Consider the following 21,085-nt stretch of genomic DNA (forward strand, 5'->3'; position numbering starts at 1 on the left):
AGGTTTTATGGTCAATGCAATCTTCTGTGCTCACGGCAAACTGGCCTGCGCCATGCTGGAATCGGTACAGATGGTCTACGGTGATGCCAACGTTGAAGCCGTGGCATTTGTCCCCGGAGAGAACGCCAGCGACATCGTGGAAAAGCTGAAAAAGTTAGTAAGTATTCACACTGGCGATGAATGGCTGATTGCCGTCGATTTGCAGTGTGGCAGTCCCTGGAATGCTGCCGCGACGCTGGCAATGCACAATCCGGCGATACGGGTCATTAGCGGGTTATCACTGCCGTTGGCGCTGGAGCTGGTAGACAACCAAAGCAGCATGAATGTGGATGAACTGTGCGAACACCTGACGACCATTGCTCAACAAACCTGTGTCGTCTGGAAACATCTGGAAACGGCCGAAGAGGATTTCTGATGAACATTACCCTTGCTCGTATTGATGACCGCCTGATCCACGGTCAGGTCACCACCGTCTGGTCGAAGGTGGCAAATGCCCAACGGATTATTATCTGTAATGACGACGTTTATAACGATGAAGTACGTCGTACATTATTACGTCAGGCCGCCCCGCCGGGAATGAAAGTGAACGTTGTTAATATCGAAAAGGCGGTCGCAGTTTACCATAATCCGCAATACCAGAACGAAACCGTTTTTTATCTATTTACCCGCCCGCAGGATGCATTAGCAATGGTAAAACAAGGGGTAAAAATCACCACATTAAATATTGGCGGCATGGCCTGGCGACCAGGTAAAAAACAATTAACCAAAGCCGTTTCTTTAGATAACGACGATATTCATGCGTTTCGTGAGTTAGATAAACTGGGTGTCACGCTGGATTTACGCGTCGTCGCATCCGATCCATCTATTAATATTCTCGAAAAAATAGAAGAACAATCGTTCGCTGAATAAATAAAAATGCCTGTGTACTTATGCTTTAACAGGCAGGGATGATCACATTCACAAGGTGACATATTATGGAAATAAGTACCCTACAAATTATCGCCATATTCCTATTTTCCTGTATTGCCGGAATGGGCAGCGTGCTGGATGAGTTCCAGACCCACCGTCCGCTAATTGCTTGTACCGTTATCGGCCTGATCCTCGGTGATTTAAAAACCGGGATTATGCTCGGCGGCACGCTGGAGTTAATCGCTCTGGGTTGGATGAACGTCGGCGCAGCGCAGTCTCCCGATTCGGCGCTCGCCAGTATTATCTCTGCCATTCTGGTTATCGTCGGTCAGCAAAGCATTGCTACCGGTATCGCCATCGCCCTGCCGGTGGCGGCGGCAGGCCAGGTACTGACGGTATTCGCCCGTACCATCACCGTGGTGTTCCAGCACGCGGCGGATAAAGCCGCCGAAGACGCCCGCTTTCGTACCATCGACATGCTGCACGTTTCCGCTCTCGGTGTACAGGCGCTGCGCGTTGCCATTCCTGCATTAATCGTCTCGCTGTTTGTCAGCGCCGATATGGTCAGCAATATGCTCAATGCCATTCCGGAATTCGTCACCCGCGGATTGCAGATTGCCGGTGGCTTTATCGTGGTGGTCGGCTACGCCATGGTGCTGCGCATGATGGGGGTGAAGTACCTGATGCCCTTCTTCTTCCTCGGGTTTATCGCTGGGGGTTATCTCGATTTGAGCCTGCTGGCTTTCGGTGGGGTTGGCGTGATTATCGCGCTGGTCTACATCCAGTTGAACCCACAGTGGCGTAAAGCCGAACCGCAGGCGCAACCCGCCTCTTCTCAAGCTATCGATCAGCTTGATGACTAATGGAGCCAGCCATGGAACAGAAAAAACTGACCAAATCCGACCTGTTTAGCATGTTCGTTCGCTCCAACCTGCAACAGGCGTCATTCAACTTTGAACGCATTCATGGGTTGGGCTTTTGCTACGACATGATCCCTGCCATCAAGCGCCTGTATCCGCTGAAAGAAGACCAGGTTGCAGCACTCAAACGGCACCTGGTGTTCTTCAATACCACACCTGCCGTTTGCGGCCCGGTGATTGGCGTGACCGCCGCGATGGAAGAAGCTCGCGCCAACGGTGCGGAAATTGACGACGGTGCCATCAACGGTATCAAAGTTGGGCTGATGGGTCCGCTGGCCGGCGTCGGCGATCCGCTGGTATGGGGAACGCTGCGCCCGATTACCGCCGCGCTCGGCGCATCGCTGGCGCTGTCCGGCAACATTCTCGGCCCACTATTGTTCTTCTTTATTTTCAATGCAGTACGTCTGGCAATGAAGTGGTACGGCTTACAGCTTGGCTTTCGTAAAGGGGTCAACATCGTCAGCGACATGGGCGGCAACCTGCTACAGAAACTGACCGAAGGCGCATCGATTCTCGGCCTGTTTGTGATGGGAGTATTGGTCACCAAATGGACCAGCATCAACGTGCCGCTGGTGGTATCGCAAACGCCTGGCGCAGACGGCACCACCGTCACCATGACCGTGCAGAACATTCTCGACCAACTCTGCCCCGGCCTGCTGGCGTTGGGTCTGACGCTGCTGATGGTGCGTCTGCTCAACAAGAAAATTAATCCGGTATGGCTAATATTCGCCCTGTTTGCGCTGGGAATTATCGGTAACGCACTGGGCTTCCTGTCCTGATTTTTCGCTCCGGCAATGCCGGGGCAACTTCAACAAATAGTCTTCGAAAGAGGAAGAGGTGGTAACAATGCAAACAACAACAGCTTTACGTCTTTATGGTAAACGCGATCTGCGCCTGGAAACTTTCGACCTTCCTGAAATGCGGGATGACGAAATTCTGGCCTCAGTCGTAACCGACAGCCTGTGCCTTTCTTCCTGGAAAGAGGCTAACCAGGGCGAGAACCACAAAAAGGTGCCGGACGATGTGGCCACCAACCCGATCATCATCGGTCATGAGTTTTGCGGCGACATTATTGCCGTAGGCAAAAAATGGCAGCATAAGTTTCAGCCCGGCCAGCGCTATGTCATTCAGGCTAACCTGCAACTGCCGGATCGCCCGGACTGTCCCGGCTACTCCTTCCCGTGGGTGGGCGGTGAAGCCACGCACGTCATCATTCCTGATGAAGTCATGGAGCAGGACTGCCTGTTGGCCTACGAAGGTGAAACCTATTTTGAAGGTTCGCTGGTTGAGCCGCTATCCTGCGTGATTGGCGCATTCAACGCCAACTATCACCTGCAGGAAGGCTCTTATAACCATAAGATGGGCATTCGTCCGCAGGGACATACACTGATACTCGGCGGCACCGGTCCGATGGGACTACTGGCGATCGACTATGCACTGCATGGCCCGGTTAACCCGGCGCTGCTGGTGGTAACCGACACCAATAACGACAAGTTGAGCTACGCCCGCAAGCACTATCCATCAGAACCACAAACGTTGATCCATTATCTCCACGCCCAGGATGCGAGTTATGACACCTTGATGGCGCTGAGCGGCGGGCACGGGTTTGATGACATCTTTGTGTTTGTGCCCAACGAACAGCTGGTTACGCTGGCCTCTTCCCTGCTGGCTGCCGATGGTTGCATGAACTTCTTTGCTGGTCCGCAGGATAAGCAGTTTAGCGCGCCGATTAACTTCTACGACGTACACTACGCCTTCACCCATTATGTTGGGACGTCTGGCGGCAATACCGACGACATGCGCGCGGCGGTAAAACTGATCGAAGAGAAGAAAGTTCAGGCGGCAAAAGTGGTGACGCACATTCTGGGGTTAAATGCGGCAGGTGAAACAACGCTGGAACTGCCAACAGTCGGCGGCGGGAAAAAACTGGTTTACACCGGCAAAGCCTTACCATTAACCGCGCTCACGCAGATTGATGATCCAGCCTTGCGCGATATCCTGGAGCGTCATCAGGGGGTCTGGTCGCAGGAAGCCGAACAGTACGTATTGTCTCATGCCCGGGAGATTTAACATGATTAACCGCGATACCCAGTTGTGCATGTCGCTTGCCGGTCGCCCCGGTAACTTCGGCACGCGATTTCACAACTATCTGTATGAGAAGTTAGGGTTAAACTTTATCTACAAAGCCTTTACTACGCAGGATATTGAGGCTGCGGTAAAAGGCGTTCGCGCGCTAGGGATCCGCGGTTGCGCGGTCTCAATGCCGTTCAAAGAAAGTTGCATGCCGTTTCTGGATGCCATCGACCCTTCCGCAAAAGCGATTGATTCCGTCAACACCATCGTCAATGACAACGGCACGCTGACGGGATTTAACACCGACTATATTGCGGTAAAAAGTCTGATTGCCAGCCACCAGCTCAATAGCAGCGCACGCGTCATGATTCGCGGCAGCGGCGGCATGGGCAAAGCGGTGATTGCCGCCTTTCGCGATGCGGGGTTTACGGATGTAATCATTGCCGCACGTAATCGAGAGAGCGGCACTACGCTGGCAAAGCAGTACGGTTTCCAGTGGCAGCCGCAGCCGGATGGAATTGCCTGCGATATTCTGGTCAACGTGACGCCCGTCGGCATGGCGGGCGGGAAAGAGTGTGATGAACTGGCCTACAGCGAAGCGATGGTTGCGACCGCCAGCATAGTGTTTGACGTGGTCGCTCTGCCGCCGGAAACGCCGGTGATTAAGCTGGCACAGCAGTTGGGTAAAAAGACCATCAGCGGCGCAGAGGTGATTGCCTTACAGGCCGTAGAGCAATTCGCCATGTACACCGACGTGCGCCCGGATGACGCGCTGATTGCCGAAGCAGCAGAATTTGCGCGGGCGGGGTAAAGGAGCAGGAACAGAGCGCCGGGGATGGGCGCTCTTTTTTAAGTTCTACGCAACAGCAAACAGCGTCTGATCGGCTTTCGCTTCCAACCGCGCCAGCGCGGGAATCAACTGGCTGATGTTTACCAGACTGTGTCCTAACTGGCATACGCTCTCATGGGAAAAATGTCCCTGACTTTCACCTGACATAGTCAGCAGGCTTTCGCCCATAAAATTCAGCGTCTGGTACAACCCTGCCAGCACCTCTTCACAGCCAAACGATAGCGCCAGATTTTCTTCGGTGGTGAGATGGCGACAATCAAGATGGCGAAACGCCTCGGCGAGTGGAGAATAAAACAGATCGGCTTGCGGTATGAGAGAAGAAGACGCAAAACAGGCGTTAGTGATACTATTAGCATCAGCCATAGCATTACCTCGTATAATGTTGTGGTTAGACGCCCTGATCGTGTTCCCGCACTTTCGGGGCGTTGTCATTTTTGGTGTGTGAGAGTAATGTGTCATCACACATACTCACACTACTCTTGTGTAATTAAGGTATCAACACACATGAACGAAAGAAGAGGCAATCCCCCGTTTCAATTCCGTCTGGATCCGGAACTGCGCAAAGCGATGGAAGAAGCACAGCGGCAGGCTGGCGATGAATCGTTGGCAGCCTGGATTAAACGTGTGATTAGAAAAGAGCTGAAGCAGAAAGGGATCGAAGTCTAGCGATCGGCATTATGTATCGTTTTCTGGAGATCTGCTTAGAGCACAAAGCAGCCCCTTTCCCCTGTTACCGTTTCTCGTATAAACCGCAGCATCCTGGAAAATTACGCATTACTGCGAGGCGCTTTCCTGTTTACGCCCACCAGCATTTCCTCTTACATCCCAGTTTTTTATTCTCTACTTTCAACTTGTCAATTCATAATGTAGTTTATAAAATACATGGAACGTAATCATGGAAATTCTTCAGACCACGGTTTTCCAACGCTGGGAACAGAATCTACTGGATCGCAGGGCCAAAACGCTCATTGCCGCACGACTTTTTCGACTGGCGAATGGTTTAGCTGGCGATGTTAAACCTATTGGAGAATGCTCGCCCGTTCACTGGACTATCAGGAGACCTTCCGCCATGAATAAGCTTACTCAGTACGATCCCGCTGCTGCGCTGGTTGATGATGAAGAAATTGCTGTATTTATGGCGGATGCCCTCGAAACAGGCGATGCAACGTACATTGCAAAAGCGTTGGGCGTGGTGGCACGCGCTAAGGGAATGGCGAACATCGCGGCAGAAACGGGATTATCCCGCGAACAACTCTACCGCTCGTTTAGTGAGAAAGGAAACCCGACGCTGAAAACCACGCTGGCGGTGATGAAGGCGCTCGGTATTGGATTGACAGTTAAGGTTTGAAATTGGATATCAGCCAAATTTCACTTTCAGCTTTCCTGACATATTGCCCTCTTTCCCAACAACAATCTCTACATCACGACCCAGTCTCACCAGGCATTCGAGCATCTTTACTTCACTGATACCACGAAACTGACCACGTAGCAGGTTGGAAAGTTTAGGCTGCGTCATTCCCAGTAGCTGCGCGGACTGCTGCTGCGTTAACCCTTTGCGTTGCAAAATCTCACCAATCACCATTGCCAGCTGCGCTTTCAACTGCATCTGTTCTGCGTCATACGCACCTAAATCGGCGTAAACATTACCGCTACTGGTTTCGACATCATGTGACATATCCACTCTCCTGCGCATGGCGCTGTGCAGCCTTGAGCCGCTGATAAATCAGGTCAATTTCAGGTTTCGGGGTTGCTTTCCCGGAAACGGACTTCTTCTGAAAAACATGGAGAACATAAACCGCATTTTTCAACTGGATGGTGTAAACCGCCCGCCAGGCGTTGCCGTGATAATCCTCAACGACTTCCAGAACCCCCGCTCCACCAAATCCTTTTAATGGTTTAGTCTGTGAATGCTGTTTACCCTGCTGCGCAAGCCAAAGAGCAAACCCAAACGTATCCCGAACGTGTTCTGGCATTGCAATCAGGTCTTTTCTGGCCTGCCCAACCCAGTAAAGTGGTTTCGTCATCCTTTCCTCTTGATTATATCCATTTAGGTATAAAACACCATTACCCACCAGAAGAATAAATCAACAATCTCCCTTTCAGCCGAAATAAAACGCCAGTCTGCGAGGCGCTTTCCAGAACCTCACTTCCAACATCGTGAGCCATATCAGTAAGGCGTCAGGCTGATAGTGGTAGCATTAGCGCGGTTTGTAATTTTCTGATTACATGGAGAAATGATGGAACTGCTTTTATTGAGTAACTCGACGCTGCCGGGCAAAGGCTGGATGGAACATGCGCTGCCGCTGATCGCAGAGCAACTGAATGGTCGCCGTACGGCGGTGTTTATTCCGTTCGCCGGCGTGACGCAAACCTGGGATGAGTACACGGCGAAAACGGCAGCCATCTTTGCGCCAATGGGCGTTAACGTTACCGGTATTCATACCGTTGCCGATCCAATTGCAGCCATTGAAAACGCCGAGCTGGTGATTGTCGGCGGCGGGAATACCTTCCAGTTGCTGAAAGAGAGTCGTGAGCGCGGGTTGCTGGCGCCGATCGTGGATGTCGTCAAACGCGGTGCGCTGTACATCGGCTGGAGCGCGGGTTCCAACCTTGCCTGCCAGACCATCCGCACCACCAACGACATGCCGATTGTCGATCCCAAAGGCTTTGATGCGCTGGGTCTGTTCCCGCTGCAGATTAACCCACATTTCACCAACGCGCTGCCGGAAGGCCACAAAGGCGAAACGCGTGAACAGCGTATCCGCGAACTGCTGGTTGTGGCACCGGAGCTGACGGTGATTGGCTTGCCGGAAGGTAACTGGATCAAGGTGAGTAACGGTAAGTCCGTGCTCGGCGGCCCGAACACCACGTATATCTTTAAAGCGGGTGAAGAGGCGGTTGCTGTTGAAGCAGGCCACTGCTTTTAGTTGATTTGTTGTCTGATGCCGGATGGCGGCATAAATGCCTTATCCGGCCTACCGCTTCACCTCACTCAATAATCATCCCGCTCATCGTCTTCATCCGGTTGTTCCAGCACGCTGTAGGCCACGGAGCAAAACAGCGAGTTCAGACGCTGCATATCGCCCAACAGCGCCAGGTGCAGGGAACTGGTCTCGATGCTTTGCACGTTCTGCTGATGCAGTCGGTCAACGTGCGCATGCGAATAACGACGGTTGAGAATACGGAAACGGTGCTTGCTGCGGCGTAGACGACGGGCACTGGTCACATCGCCCGAGAAGAACACCGACATCGCCAGCTGCAGATTGCTGAGCAGCTGATCGTAAAGTGCATCCAGCTCTTTCAGCCCTTCTACCGAGAATGCCCGACGGGCGGCCAGCGACTTATCGGCAATCTCGCTGCCCATACGTTCAACGATATCGGAAGCCTGTTCGAGGTTGAGCGACATTTCGATAATCTCCGCCCAACGGCGTGATTCCTCTTCCGCCAGTTCATCCTTTGGCATCCGCGCCAGATAGAGCTTAATCGCCGTATACAGCACGTTGATGTCATCCGCCATCCTGCGCAACTCTTTCTCTTCGCGCGGCTCGCCGTGCATCACCTTCTTCAACCCGTCCATCATCTGCTCCATTGCGTCGCCAATACGCAGCGCTTCACGAGCGGCATTAGCCAGAGCGAGCGTCGGCGTATCCAGCGCACTGACGTCCAGATGTTTGGGCTTCAGATGTGCATCCAGCTCCGGCTCATCGCGGATGATGCGCTTACAAAAACGCGCCATCGGTTCGGCGAACGGCACCATCGCCACGCAGCGCACCAGGTTGTAGAAGACGTGGAAGTAGATAACCAGTTCAGATTTCGGCAGCGGTAGTTCACCCATCAGATTGGCCAGCGGATGAACAAACGGCAGGATAATCAGGCTGCCCACCAGCTTAAACAGCAGGCTGCCGAGCGCCACACGACGGGCAGCAGCATTCGCAGCACTGTTGTTGAGCATCGCCAACAGACCAGAGCCGAGGTTGGCGCCAATCACCAGACACAACGCTACCGGGAACGAGATAATGCCCGCCGCGGTCAGCGTTGCCGTCAGCAGTACCGCCGCCAGGCTGGAGTAACTGATAATCGCAAACATGGCGCCAATCAGCGCATCCAGCATGATATCGCCGGTAAGTGAGGCGAAAATAACCTGTACGCCATTAGCCTGAGTGATCGGCGTTACTGCCTGCACAATCAGCTCCAGCGCCAGTAAAATCAGCCCCAGTCCAATACCGACCCGCCCCAGTTGCCCCACGCGGGACTGCTTACGGCCGAGAAAGAAGATCACGCCGATAAAAATCAGCAGTGGCGACAGCCAGGAGAGATCGAAGGTCAGGATACGCGCCATCAGCGCGGTCCCCACGTCGGCACCGAGCACAATCACCAGCGCAGGAGTCAGCGCCACGAGATCTTGTGCTACAAACGAGGTCACCAGCATTGTGGTGGCGTTGCTGCTTTGCACCAGCGCCGTCACGCCGATACCCGCACAAAAGGCGAGCGGCTTCTTTTCAACGCTACGGCTGAGCACGGTACGCAAGCGGGCGCCGAAGACGCGCATCACACCGGTACGCACAATATGCGTCCCCCAAACCAGCATCGCGACGGCAGAAAGCAGGTGTAACAGAGTTAACACGGAATCAAGTACTCCTTATCGTTATATGTTCCTGGGCTCGGCGCAGATAGCGTGCCTGATGGCGTTGCGCTTATCAGGCCTACAGAATGTCCCTTGTAGGCCGGATAAGGCGTTTACGCCGCCATCCGGCAAACAGCGCTCGCGAACCTTCTTTCAGTATAAGGGTTTAAACGTAATAAAGAGACAGGGCACTCATTGAGCGCCCTGTTTGTTGTAAATAAAGATGACAGTTTTGTGAATCAGTCGGCGTCGTAGCCGAGGTTCGGCGCTAACCAGCGCTCCACTTCTGCCACGCTCATCCCTTTACGGAAGGCATAATCTTCAACCTGATCGCGCTGGATTTGCGCCACAGCGTAGTACTTGCTGTCCGGATGACTGAAATACCAGCCGGAAACCGACGCACCTGGCCACATGGCGAAGGATTCGGTGAGCTTCATCCCGGTATGCGCCTCCACGTCCAGCAGTTCCCAAATGGTGGCTTTTTCGGTGTGTTCCGGACACGCCGGATAGCCCGGTGCCGGGCGAATCCCCTGGTAGTTTTCGCGGATCAGCTCCTCGTTACTGAGATTCTCATTCGCCGCATAGCCCCAGTAGACTTTACGCACGCGCTCATGCAGATATTCTGCAAACGCTTCCGCCAGACGGTCAGCGATCGCTTTCACCATGATCTTGTTGTAGTCGTCATGCTGGGCTTCGAAGGCGTCCGCCAGCGCATCTTCTTCCAGACCACCAGTGACCGCAAAAGCACCGATGTAATCCGCTTTACCGCTCAGTTTCGGCGCAACAAAGTCAGACAAGCAGTAGTTGGCGAAACCGACTTTTTCCGTCTGCTGGCGCAGGTGATGACTCACGTTGATGACGTGCGTACGCGTCTCGTCACGGTAAATCTCGATGTCGTCACCCACGCGGTTGGCCGGGAATAAACCCACCACGCCACGCGGATTCAGCGTCTTCTCAGCGCTGAGTTTATCCAGCATGTCGTTGGCATCTTTGAACAGGCGCTTCGCCTCTTCGCCCACTACTTCATCTTCGAGGATTCGCGGATATTTCCCGGCCAACGACCAGGTCATAAAGAACGGCGTCCAGTCGATGTAGTTGCGCAGGGTTTCGATGCTGGCTTCCACTTCCTGTACGCCCAGACGGTGCGCCACCGGCGGGGTGTAGTTTTCCCAGTCAAAGGCCAGATCGTTGTCGCGGGCAGCCTGTAACGTTACGGGCGGAGTACGCGGTTTCTTACGCGCATGCTGGATACGCACGGTTTCATACTCTTTACGCGTACGGGCGACAAAGTCATCACGCTGGGTGTCAGAGAGCAGCGCAGCGACGACGCCAACGGTACGCGAGGCGTTCTGCACGTACACCGTCGGGCCGCTGTAGTTCTGCTCAATTTTCACTGCGGTGTGCGCTTTCGAGGTGGTCGCGCCGCCAATCAGCAGCGGAATAGTGAAGCCCTGACGCTCCATCTCTTTCGCCACGTTGACCATTTCGTCCAGCGATGGGGTAATCAGCCCGGAAAGGCCAATCAGATCGGCATTCACTTCACGCGCCGTTCTGAGGATTTTCTCCGCGGGCACCATCACGCCAAGATCGACGATTTCGTAGTTGTTACATTGCAGCACTACGCCGACGATATTTTTACCGATATCGTGCACGTCGCCCTTCACGGTTGCGATGACCATTTTGCCGTTGCTGGAACCTTTCTCTTTGCTGGCCTCAATGTACGGTTCGAGGTACGCCACCGCCTGCTTCATCACGCGGGCGGATTTCACCACCTGCGGCAGGAACATTTTGCCCTCGCCGAACAGGTCGCCAACCACGTTCATGCCGTCCATCAGCGGTCCTTCAATCACCTCGATCGGGCGCGCAGCCTGCTGGCGAGCTTCTTCGGTATCCAGCTCAATAAACTCGGTTATGCCTTTCACCAGCGAGTATTCGAGGCGCTTTTTCACGTCCCAACTGCGCCACTCCGCCGTCTGGGCATTCGCCGTGTCGTCGGTTTTACTGCCGCGATACTTCTCAGCAAGCTCCAGCAGTCGTTCGGTGCCATCGTCACGGCGGTTGAGGATCACGTCCTCAACTGCATCGCGCAGCTCGGCGGGCAGGTCGTCGTAAATTGCCAGTTGTCCGGCGTTGACGATCCCCATGTCCATACCGTTGCGAATGGCGTAGTAGAGGAATACTGCGTGAATGGCTTCACGTACTGGGTCGTTGCCACGGAACGAGAATGAAACGTTAGAAACTCCGCCGGAGATCAGCGCGTGCGGCAGTTCGCGTTTGATGTCTTCACAGGCCCCGATAAAGTCCTGCGCGTAGTTGTTGTGTTCATCAATCCCGGTCGCGACGGCAAAGATGTTCGGGTCAAAGATAATATCTTCCGGCGGGAAGCCCACCTCTTCAGTAAGAATCTTGTACGCCCGACGGCAGATCTCAATTTTACGCGCGCGGGTGTCGGCCTGGCCCTGCTCGTCAAAGGCCATCACCACCACTGCAGCACCGTAGCGACGCAGCAGCTTCGCGTGATGGATAAAGGTCTCAACCCCCTCTTTCATCGAGATGGAGTTAACGATGCCTTTACCCTGAATGCACTTCAGCCCTTTTTCGATTACTTCCCATTTCGAGGAGTCGATCATAATCGGCACGCGGGCGATATCCGGTTCACCGGCAATCAGGTTGAGGAAACGAACCATCGCCGCTTCGGCGTCGAGCATCCCCTCATCCATGTTGATATCGATGATCTGCGCGCCGCTTTCCACCTGCTGACGGGCGACATCCAGCGCTTCGCTGTATTTCTCTTCTTTGATCAGGCGTTTAAACTTCGCCGAACCGGTAACGTTGGTACGCTCGCCGACGTTCACAAACAGGCTGTCGTCGCCGATGTTCAGCGGCTCAAGGCCGGAAAGGCGGCAGGCAACCGGGATTTCCGGCAAGCGGCGTGGCGGCAGTCCGTCCACTGCGCGACTCATGGCGGCGATGTGTTCCGGCGTGGTGCCGCAGCAGCCGCCAACAATATTCAGGAAGCCCGCCTCGGCCCATTCGCGGATTTGCGCCGCCATGGTGTCGGCATCGAGATCGTACTCACCAAAGGCGTTCGGCAGCCCGGCGTTCGGGTGCGCGGTAACGTAGCATTCGGCAATACGCGACAGTTCCTGCACGTACTGGCGCAGTTCGTCCGGGCCTAAGGCACAGTTCAGACCAAAAGTCAGCGCATCGGCGTGGCGCAGGGAGTTGTAGAATGCTTCGGTGGTCTGGCCGGAGAGCGTACGCCCGGAAGCGTCGGTGATGGTGCCGGAGAGCATAATCGGCAGCTCAACGCCCAGCGCTTCGAATTCAGTTTTAACCGCGAAAATAGCGGCTTTGGCGTTGAGGGTATCGAAAACGGTTTCAATCAGGATCAGGTCACTGCCGCCTTCCACCAGCGCTTTGGTGGATTCGCGGTAGGCGGCCACCAGCTGATCAAAGGTAATATTGCGGTAAGCCGGGTCGTTGACGTCGGGCGAGATAGACGCCGTACGGTTGGTTGGGCCAAGCACGCCCGCGACGTAGCGCGGTTTGTTCGGCGTGCGTGCCGTCCATTCATCTGCCGCCGCGCGCGCCAGTTTGGCTGCCGCAAAGTTGATTTCCGCCGACAGGGATTCCATCTGGTAATCCGCCATGGCGATAGTCGTGGAGTTAAAGGTGTTGGTTTCGATTATGTCCGCGCCCGCCTCGAAGTAGGCGTTGTGAATCGCGGCGATCACCTCCGGTTTGCTGAGCACCAACAGGTCGTTGTTGCCTTTCAGATCGCACGGCCATTCGGCAAAGCGTTCGCCGCGGAAATCCTCTTCGCTCAGACGATATCCCTGGATCATGGTGCCCATACCGCCGTCCAGCACCAGAATACGTTCATTTAACTGCTGACGTAATTGTTCTACTTTGCTGCTCACACTCGCTCCCGACAACGCTCAACCAGACCGAAAAAAACTCAACAGGCCATACTGGCACAAACCTGAGAGGCGGAAAAGAGAACAACGGCCAACATGAGACATGTTCAGCTTCACTCATCCGATCAGTACAGGAATTCTTGCATTATAATTGAATAAAACGAAAATGATTTCCACGATACAGAAAAGGAGTCTGCCATGGTTGCCCCCGTTCCCGCGAAACGCGGTAGAAAACCCGCCGCTACTACTGCGCCCGCAACCGGGCAGGTTCAGTCCCTGACGCGCGGCCTGAAGCTACTGGAGTGGATTGCGGAATCCAACGGCAGCGTGGCGCTGACCGAGCTGGCGCAGCAGGCCGGCCTGCCAAACTCCACGACTCACCGATTATTGACCACCATGCAGCAGCAGGGATTTGTTCGCCAGGTCGGTGAATTAGGGCATTGGGCCGTAGGCGCACATGCGTTTATCGTCGGCAGCAGCTTTTTGCAAAGTCGTAATCTGCTGGCGATTGTGCATCCGATCCTGCGCAAGCTGATGGAAGACTCCGGTGAGACGGTCAACCTCGCCGTGCTGGATCAAAGCGATCATCAGGCCATTATTATCGACCAGGTGCAGTGCACCCAACTGATGCGCATGTCCGCGCCTATCGGCGGCAAACTGCCGATGCACGCCTCCGGGGCGGGCAAAGCGTTTTTATCCCAACTGAGCGAAGAACAGGTGACAGGGTTGCTGCACCGCAAAGGACTACACGCTTATACCCACGCCACGCTGGTGTCGCCAGTGCATCTGAAAGAGGATTTGGCCCAGACGCGCAAGCGCGGCTATTCCTTTGATGATGAGGAACATGCGCTGGGTCTGCGCTGCGTGGCGTCGTGCATTTATGACGAGCACCGCGAGCCGTTCGCCGCGATTTCCATCTCCGGACCCATTTCGCGTATTACCGACGATCGCGTGACCGAGTTCGGCGCCATGGCGATCAAAGCGGCGAAAGAAGTGACGCTGGCGTACGGCGGATTTCGTTAAGATGGGGTTGCCGGGTGGCAGCTACGCCTTACCCGGCCTACGGTCTGTTTCATAACGCACGCTGAAACGCTGTTTGCGTCGGTAAGCGTAAACATCTTCCACATGCCCGTTTTTAATCCGCGTTTGCAGACCACGCCAGTAGTCGGCGCTGAACAACTCAGCGTGCATCTCTTCAAATAGCGGCCCGATACGCGGGTCGGCACATAGCCAGTGGCGAAACTCTTCCGGGAAGACATCTCCAGGCGATACGCTGTACCACGGCTCAGCGCTCATCTCATCTTCCGGGTAGCGTGGCGGCGGGATATGACGGAAATTAACCTCCGTCATGTAGCAGATTTCATCGTAATCGTAGAACACCACGCGCCCGTGACGGGTGACGCCGAAGTTCTTAAACAGCATATCGCCGGGGAAAATATTGGCGGCGGCCAGCTGACGAATCGCGTTGCCGTACTCTTCAATGGCATCGCGCAGTTGTTGACCTTCGACCTGCTCCAGCCAGATATTCAGCGGCACCATCCGTCGTTCGATATACAGATGGCGAATGACAATCTGATCGCCAAGATCGGTAATTTTTTCCGGGGCTTCCTGCAATAACAGCGCCATCAGCGCCGGATCGATTTGCCGTTTATCCAGCACAAAATTCTCGAACTCCTGGGTGTCAGCCATCCGCCCCACACGATCGTGCTCTTTGACCAGTTGATAACAGGCGCGGACGTGGGCGGCAGACATCTCTTTTTGCGGCGCAAATTTGTCTTTAATGATTTTAAACACCCGGTCAAAGCCCGGCAGGGTAAACACCAGCATCACCATACCGCGAATCCCCGGCGCTTCAATAAACTGCTCATCACAGTTGGCCAGGTAGAGCAGATACTCCCGATAACTTTCCGTTTTTGCATGCTTCTGACAGCCAATCGCCATATACAATTCAGCGGTGGTTTTACCGGGCAGGATCTCGCGCAACCACTCCACCAGTGCCGCGGGCAGCGGGGCATACACCATAAAGTAGGAGCGGGCGAAGCCAAACACAATGCTCGCCTCCGCCGTCGTGGTCAGGCAGGTATCGACAAACAACTCACCTTCGTCTGTCCGGTGGATTGGCAGTAAAAACGGCAGCGTTCCAGAAGGGGTAATCAGCTTACCGACCAGCCAGGCGGCCTTGTTACGATAAAACAGTTCATTCGCCACCTGTAAATGGCAGCCTGGCAACACATCCGTTCCCAGGGTTTCGGTCAGGTGTTCGATGATGTAGTGGATATCACGATGTTTATTCTGCCATGGAAGACGTAGGGGAAGATCGCTAAGGACGCGAGTTAGCAGCCACTCCCAGCCGGTATCAGGAAAAAAGTCTTTCGCCAACGGGCGTGGGATCGTGCGGAAACGACGCTCTGGCTGAGAACTGAAAATAAACAGCCGCTCGGGAGTCAGCGAGCGGTGGTCAAATAACCGACAGTAAACGGAGTTAAAAAAGCTCTCCGCAATCTCGAAGCGCGGGTAATCCGGCAGTAGCCGGGTGTAATGCTCTTTTACGCGAAGTAAAAAATCCGCGTCGGTACTTTTGCCGTCTGTAATGCAGCGCAACTGCTCCACCACCAGACCTACGTGATGATCGTAAAGGTGAATACGGCTTTTCATCGCCTGCTGAACCGCATGCCAGTCGGCATGTTCAAAACGCTGCTGCGCGCCGGAGGTGACTTCCAGAAAACGCCCGTACTGGGCGTCGAAACCTTGCAAAATCGTCTGAGCAATCAGTAATTCCAGGCCACGCGTCATCGACTTCTCCCATCCGGCACAACGTCATGCCGGATGGCGCGTTCGCTTATCCGGCCTACATCCCTTCGTAGGCCCGGTAAGCACAGCGCCACCGGGCATTAATCAAAACTGCGATTCTTCGGTCGAGCCGGTCAGCGCGGTCACCGAGGAAGCGCCGCCCTGAATGATAGTAGTTACTTTGTCGAAGTAGCCTGTACCCACTTCCTGCTGATGGGACACGAAGGTGTAACCGTCTTTAGCCGCCGCAAATTCTGGCTGCTGAACCTTCTCAACATAGTGGCGCATGCCTTCACCCTGCGCATAGGAGTGTGCGAGGTCGAACATGTTGAACCACATGCTGTGGATGCCCGCCAGGGTAATGAACTGGTATTTGTAACCCATATCCGACAGTTGCTGCTGGAAGCTGGCAATAGTTTTGTCGTCCAGGTTTTTCTGCCAGTTAAATGACGGCGAACAGTTGTAGGCCAGCAGTTTGCCGGGGAATTTCGCGTGAATCGCATCGGCAAAGCGCTTCGCCAGTTCGAGATCCGGCGTGGAGGTTTCACACCACACCAGATCCGCATAAGGTGCATAGGCCAGACCACGGCTGATCGCCTGCTCAATACCCGCATGCGTACGGTAGAACCCTTCGCTGGTACGTTCGCCGGTGATGAACTCGCTGTCGTATGGGTCGCAGTCAGACGTTATCAGATCGGCTGCGTCAGCATCAGTACGCGCAATAACCAGCGTCGGAACACCCATGACGTCGGCTGCCAGACGGGCGGCCACCAGTTTCTGGATAGCTTCCTGAGTCGGCACCAGAACTTTGCCGCCCATGTGACCACATTTTTTTACCGATGCGAGCTGATCTTCGAAGTGAACGGCCGCTGCACCAGCCTCAATCATCGATTTCATCAGTTCAAACGCGTTCAGTACGCCGCCAAAACCCGCTTCCGCATCGGCAACGATCGGCAGGAAGTAATCCACATAGCGCGGATCGTTCGGTTCAATACCGGTTGACCATTGGATCTGATCGGCGCGACGGAATGTGTTGTTGATCCGATCCACCACTGCCGGGACGGAGTTCGCCGGATACAGCGATTGGTCCGGGTACATGCTAGATGCCAGGTTGGCATCTGCCGCCACCTGCCAGCCTGAAAGGTAGACCGCTTCAATACCGGCTTTCGCCTGCTGCAGCGCCTGACCGCCAGTCAGCGCGCCGAGGCTGTTGATATAACCTTTCTTCGATTCGCCGTGCAGCAGACGCCACATTTTCGCCGCGCCAAGCTGAGCCAGCGTGCATTCCGGGTTGACCGAGCCACGTAATTTCACCACTTCCTCCGCGCTATATGGACGGGTGATGCCTTCCCAGCGCGGTTGAGTCCATTCTTTCTGTAATTCTTCGATTTGTTGAGTACGGGTTTTCATGTGCAGATGCTCCATATTGTTATGTGGTGGATTACGCCAGCAGGCGGTAGCCTGGCAGGGTCAAGAAATCGATCAATTCATCAGAGGTAGTGATTTGCTCCATCAGGCGCGCGGCATCGTCAAAACGCCCGCTGCTGTAGCGGTGTTCGCCCAGCTCGTCCTGAATCACCAGCATCTCTTCGGCCAGCATCTGACGGAACAGCGGTTTGGTAACCGGCTTGCCGTTGCTGAGCGTCTTCTGGTGGTGGATCCACTGCCAGATGGAGGTACGGGAGATTTCGGCAGTGGCCGCATCTTCCATCAGACCGTAAATCGGTACGCAGCCGTTACCGGAGATCCACGCTTCGATGTACTGCACCGCAACACGAATGTTGGCGCGCATGCCTTCTTCAGTACGCTCACCTTCACAAGGCGCCAGCAGTTGTTCTGCGGTAATCGGCGCATCTTCTTCACGGGTCACGAACAGCTGATTTTTGTTTTCACCGAGCACGTCGTTGAACACCGCCATTGCGGTATCTGCCAGTCCCGGATGGGCAATCCATGTGCCGTCATGACCGTTATTGGCTTCCAGCGCTTTGTCCGCTTTTACCTTGGTCAGAACCTGATTGTTACGTTCCGCATCTTTGCTGGGAATGAACGCTGCCATGCCGCCCATCGCGAATGCGCCACGTTTATGACAGGTTTTAATCAGCAGACGCGAATAGGCGCTGAGGAATGGCTTATCCATCGTCACCACCTGACGGTCCGGTAGCACGCGATCCGGATGGTTCTTCAGCGTTTTGATATAGCTGAAAATGTAGTCCCAGCGACCGCAGTTCAGACCCACAATATGGTCACGCAGGGCGTGCAGAATTTCGTCCATCTGGAAGACGGCCGGCAGCGTTTCAATCAGCAGAGTCGCTTTGATGGTGCCGCGCGGCAGGTTAAAGCGATCTTCTGCATAGCTGAACACTTCGCTCCACCATGCTGCTTCTTGCCAGGCCTGCGTTTTTGGCAGGTAGAAGTAAGGGCCGCTACCTTTTGCCAGCAACGTTTTGTAGTTGTGGAAGAAATAGAGGGCAAAATCGAACAGGCTGCCCGGGATGGATTCGCCACGCCAGGTGACGTGTTTTTCCGGCAGATGCAGACCACGAACGCGGCATACCAACAGAGCCGGATTAGGTTTGAGCTGGTAAATTTTACCCGCTTCGTTGGTATAGCTAATGGTGCCATTGACCGCATCGCGCAGGTTTATCTGCCCGTCGATAACTTTGCTCCACTCAGGAGCCAGCGAATCTTCGAAGTCAGCCATAAAGACTTTGACGTTCGCGTTCAGCGCGTTGATAACCATCTTGCGCTCAACGGGTCCGGTTATCTCTACGCGACGATCCAGTAAATCATCAGGAATACCGCGAATCTTCCAGTCACCCTCACGAATGGAAGCTGTTTCCGAAATAAAATCAGGCAACTTACCGTCATCAATATCCTGCTGCTGCTGAATACGTGCAGCCAGAAGTTTATTGCGTTTTGGCGTAAATCTTGTCACCAGTTCAGTCAGAAACTCTACTGCTTCAGCGGTCAGAATTTGTTGCTCCTGTTCGCCACGCGCCCTGGTGAAGACCAGTTCATCGGTTGTCGTTGCCTGTTGATTCATTGCGTAGTTCCTCGTCATTGATCCAAACACATCCCCAATGCGAACGAAGGATCGTTGTGCGCTTTTCGTTCAGCACAACTAAGACTACTCATTTAAATTTCAAAATCAAAAACAATTTCCATTTTTAATTTAATTATCAATTAACCTATTGATAACAATATAAATAAAATTTAATTACACCGTGAGGTGCGTTTCGGAAATAAAAAAGGCACCCGAAGGTGCCTGATTCAATATGCTGAAACGCTTAAGGATCGTCTGCTACAGAAGATTAATCCAGCGTTGGATTCATGTGACGCAGATCATATGGCGTGATCTGGTAGACGTAATAGTTGAGCCAGTTGGTAAACAACAGATTACCGTGGCTACGCCAGGTTGCCCGCGGTTTGTTTTGCGGGTCATCTTTCGGGAAGTAGTTATAGGGCACTTCCGGCGTTAGGCCCGCTTCGACGTCACGAAAATACTCACTGCCGAGCGTATGGGCATCATATTCCGGATGGCCCGTCACAAAGGCAATTCGTTTATCTTTGCTGGCAAACAGGTAGGCATCTCCCTCTTCGGTTTCAGCAAAAATCTCGAGATCGGTGTAGTCGCGAATAATCGCAGCAGGAAAATCGGCATAGCGCGAATGCGGAGCCAGGAACGCATCATCGAATCCACGCGTCAGCAGCGCATGAGGATGCAGAATATGGTGCTCATAGACGCCTGAGAGTTTGTCCGTACGGGTTTGCTTAGGAATTCCGTACAGGATATTCAGCGCGGCCTGCACCGCCCAACAAACAAATAGCGTTGAGGTAACGTGATCTTTCGCCCATTCAAGCACTTGTTGAATCTGCGGCCAGTAAGCCACGTCATTAAATTCAACCAGACCCAACGGCGCGCCGGTCACGATCAGTCCGTCAAAGTTCTGCTCGCAGATATCCTCGAAATTACAGTAAAAGTTATTCAGATGCTCCGTAGGGGTGTTACGTGACTCGCGAGCATCGATGCGCAATAGCTGAACATCTACCTGTAGCGGTGAGTTAGACAGTAAGCGCAGGAACTGGTTTTCCGTTTCAATCTTCTTGGGCATCAGGTTGAGGATGAGCACCTTCAGTGGTCGAATTTCCTGACCGGAAGCGCGGGATGTCGTCATCACAAAGACGTTTTCCTCACGCAAGAAATTGACGGCGGGTAGCTCGTCCTGCACGCGAATTGGCATAACCTGATAACCTCACTACATACGTTTAAACGTTTAGACATCCAGATAGCTGAAGATACCCAGGAATCATGCGAATGTCGAGCCTGCATCCTCAAGTTGAGAAAGTTTCACGGCCCTTGCTGTAGAATAGTGCAGTAAAGATAAAAGGAGAATGCTATGCCCTTTACCATTCGTCGTTCGCGTAAGGACGAAGGCGATAAGCTCATATCTATTTGGTGTCGTTCTGTCGATGCGACGCACCATTTCCTCTCTGCGGAGTATCGGATTGAGCTGGAAGAGCTGGTAAGTTCATTTTTACCAGAAGCTCCGCTATGGGTTGCAGTGACAGAACAAGATGAGCCTGTCGCCTTTATGCTTCTGAGCGATCAGCATATGGATGCGTTGTTTGTCGATCCGGATGTGCGTGGTAGTGGCGTTGGTAAACTGCTAATTGAACATGCTTTATCAATGAGTTCAACGCTGACAACCAACGTTAATGAACAGAATGAGCAGGCAGTTGGATTCTATAAGAAGATGGGATTTACTGTGACGGGACGTACAGAGGTGGACGATCTCGGACGAGCATACCCGTTACTCAACCTCGTACACGGGTAGCCGTACTTATTGCCTGATGCGCTGCACTGATCAGGCCTGCACAATACGTTCAGCCCGGCGGTTTTACCCCGCACACACGCAAAGAAGCCCATCCGTCAGGATGGGCTTCTTCACTTTATTTGATGCCTGCCAGTTTATGGCGGGCGTCCTGCCCGCCACCCTCC

General features: G+C 53.9%; 20 protein-coding genes. 11 read left to right on the plus strand and 9 right to left on the minus strand.

The features are described from left to right. Positions 1-7 precede the first annotated feature (7 nt). The 6 genes from OGV71_RS00450 to OGV71_RS00475 all read left to right on the plus strand — a co-directional run bounded on the left by OGV71_RS00450 (position 8) and on the right by OGV71_RS00475 (position 4,713). A complete protein-coding gene (locus OGV71_RS00450) occupies positions 8-415 on the plus strand; it encodes a mannose/fructose/sorbose PTS transporter subunit IIA (RefSeq protein WP_003031647.1) in 408 nt (135 codons plus the stop codon). Next, positions 415-909 carry a PTS sugar transporter subunit IIB gene (locus OGV71_RS00455; RefSeq protein ID WP_003031646.1) on the plus strand — a complete coding sequence of 165 codons (495 nt, stop codon included), beginning with the start codon at positions 415-417 and terminating at the stop codon, positions 907-909. The genes OGV71_RS00450 and OGV71_RS00455 overlap by 1 nt, the downstream gene beginning before the upstream one ends. A gap of 65 nt (positions 910-974) precedes the next feature. Further along, on the plus strand, positions 975-1,772 hold the full coding sequence (locus OGV71_RS00460; RefSeq protein ID WP_003841402.1) for a PTS mannose/fructose/sorbose transporter subunit IIC: 798 nt from the start codon (positions 975-977) through the stop codon (positions 1,770-1,772). Positions 1,773-1,783: 11 nt separating this feature from the next. Beyond that, positions 1,784-2,608 (plus strand): PTS system mannose/fructose/sorbose family transporter subunit IID, encoded by an 825-nt coding sequence (locus tag OGV71_RS00465; protein WP_003031641.1) that lies wholly within the window; start codon positions 1,784-1,786, stop codon positions 2,606-2,608. Positions 2,609-2,675: 67 nt separating this feature from the next. Further along, entirely contained in the window at positions 2,676-3,899 is a 1,224-nt protein-coding gene (sorE, locus tag OGV71_RS00470) for a zinc-binding dehydrogenase (protein WP_204584272.1), read from the plus strand. Position 3,900: 1 nt separating this feature from the next. Further along, entirely contained in the window at positions 3,901-4,713 is an 813-nt protein-coding gene (locus tag OGV71_RS00475) for a shikimate 5-dehydrogenase (RefSeq protein WP_286532346.1), read from the plus strand. Positions 4,714-4,758: 45 nt separating this feature from the next. Here OGV71_RS00475 and OGV71_RS00480 read toward each other — a convergent pair whose 3' ends face one another. After that, positions 4,759-5,115 (minus strand): hypothetical protein, encoded by a 357-nt coding sequence (locus OGV71_RS00480; RefSeq protein WP_204584276.1) that lies wholly within the window; start codon positions 5,113-5,115, stop codon positions 4,759-4,761. 141 nt (positions 5,116-5,256) lie between these two features. Between OGV71_RS00480 and OGV71_RS00485 the strand changes: the two genes are divergently transcribed. Together OGV71_RS00485 and OGV71_RS00490 are read left to right on the plus strand one after the other, a co-directional pair. After that, on the plus strand, positions 5,257-5,418 hold the full coding sequence (locus OGV71_RS00485) for a hypothetical protein (RefSeq protein ID WP_005132808.1): 162 nt from the start codon (positions 5,257-5,259) through the stop codon (positions 5,416-5,418). Positions 5,419-5,821: 403 nt separating this feature from the next. Then, positions 5,822-6,100 carry an addiction module antidote protein gene (locus OGV71_RS00490; RefSeq protein WP_032948293.1) on the plus strand — a complete coding sequence of 93 codons (279 nt, stop codon included), beginning with the start codon at positions 5,822-5,824 and terminating at the stop codon, positions 6,098-6,100. A 9-nt stretch (positions 6,101-6,109) separates the two neighbouring features. On the opposite strand, the gene OGV71_RS00495 is transcribed toward OGV71_RS00490, so the two are convergent. Together OGV71_RS00495 and OGV71_RS00500 are read right to left on the minus strand one after the other, a co-directional pair. Continuing rightward, complete coding sequence (locus OGV71_RS00495; protein WP_204584278.1) at positions 6,110-6,427, minus strand: helix-turn-helix domain-containing protein; 318 nt, start codon at positions 6,425-6,427, stop codon at positions 6,110-6,112. Further along, positions 6,417-6,776 (minus strand): type II toxin-antitoxin system RelE/ParE family toxin, encoded by a 360-nt coding sequence (locus tag OGV71_RS00500; RefSeq protein ID WP_044702260.1) that lies wholly within the window; start codon positions 6,774-6,776, stop codon positions 6,417-6,419. The genes OGV71_RS00495 and OGV71_RS00500 overlap by 11 nt, the downstream gene beginning before the upstream one ends. Positions 6,777-6,989: 213 nt before the next feature. Here OGV71_RS00500 and pepE point away from each other — a divergent pair, with 213 nt between their 5' ends. Then, on the plus strand, positions 6,990-7,679 hold the full coding sequence (pepE, locus tag OGV71_RS00505; RefSeq protein WP_003841421.1) for a dipeptidase PepE: 690 nt from the start codon (positions 6,990-6,992) through the stop codon (positions 7,677-7,679). Positions 7,680-7,744: 65 nt separating this feature from the next. On the opposite strand, the gene OGV71_RS00510 is transcribed toward pepE, so the two are convergent. Further along, positions 7,745-9,376 (minus strand): Na/Pi cotransporter family protein, encoded by a 1,632-nt coding sequence (locus tag OGV71_RS00510; RefSeq protein WP_204584280.1) that lies wholly within the window; start codon positions 9,374-9,376, stop codon positions 7,745-7,747. A gap of 239 nt (positions 9,377-9,615) precedes the next feature. Then, positions 9,616-13,299, minus strand: coding sequence for a methionine synthase (gene metH, locus OGV71_RS00515; protein WP_204584282.1), 3,684 nt, complete (start codon positions 13,297-13,299; stop codon positions 9,616-9,618). 195 nt (positions 13,300-13,494) lie between these two features. On the opposite strand from metH, the gene iclR reads away from it, so the two are divergent. Continuing rightward, positions 13,495-14,319, plus strand: coding sequence for a glyoxylate bypass operon transcriptional repressor IclR (gene iclR, locus OGV71_RS00520; RefSeq protein WP_003844677.1), 825 nt, complete (start codon positions 13,495-13,497; stop codon positions 14,317-14,319). A 21-nt stretch (positions 14,320-14,340) separates the two neighbouring features. Here iclR and aceK read toward each other — a convergent pair whose 3' ends face one another. The 4 genes from aceK to metA form a co-directional block, all read right to left on the minus strand. Beyond that, on the minus strand, positions 14,341-16,089 hold the full coding sequence (gene aceK, locus OGV71_RS00525; RefSeq protein WP_003031611.1) for a bifunctional isocitrate dehydrogenase kinase/phosphatase: 1,749 nt from the start codon (positions 16,087-16,089) through the stop codon (positions 14,341-14,343). A gap of 102 nt (positions 16,090-16,191) precedes the next feature. Next, positions 16,192-17,496, minus strand: coding sequence for an isocitrate lyase (gene aceA / locus OGV71_RS00530; RefSeq protein WP_003031609.1), 1,305 nt, complete (start codon positions 17,494-17,496; stop codon positions 16,192-16,194). A 31-nt stretch (positions 17,497-17,527) separates the two neighbouring features. Further along, positions 17,528-19,129, minus strand: a complete 1,602-nt coding sequence (aceB, locus tag OGV71_RS00535; protein ID WP_086504754.1) for a malate synthase A — start codon at positions 19,127-19,129, stop codon at positions 17,528-17,530. A 268-nt stretch (positions 19,130-19,397) separates the two neighbouring features. Further along, positions 19,398-20,327, minus strand: a complete 930-nt coding sequence (gene metA, locus OGV71_RS00540; RefSeq protein ID WP_086504753.1) for a homoserine O-acetyltransferase MetA — start codon at positions 20,325-20,327, stop codon at positions 19,398-19,400. Between the two features lie 156 nt (positions 20,328-20,483). Here metA and OGV71_RS00545 point away from each other — a divergent pair, with 156 nt between their 5' ends. Next, entirely contained in the window at positions 20,484-20,921 is a 438-nt protein-coding gene (locus tag OGV71_RS00545) for an acetyltransferase (RefSeq protein WP_194858090.1), read from the plus strand. The last annotated feature ends 164 nt before the right edge of the window (positions 20,922-21,085 follow it).

The organism is Citrobacter sp. Cf088 (assembly GCF_030334295.1).
GTDB classification, from domain to species: domain Bacteria; phylum Pseudomonadota; class Gammaproteobacteria; order Enterobacterales; family Enterobacteriaceae; genus Citrobacter; species Citrobacter freundii.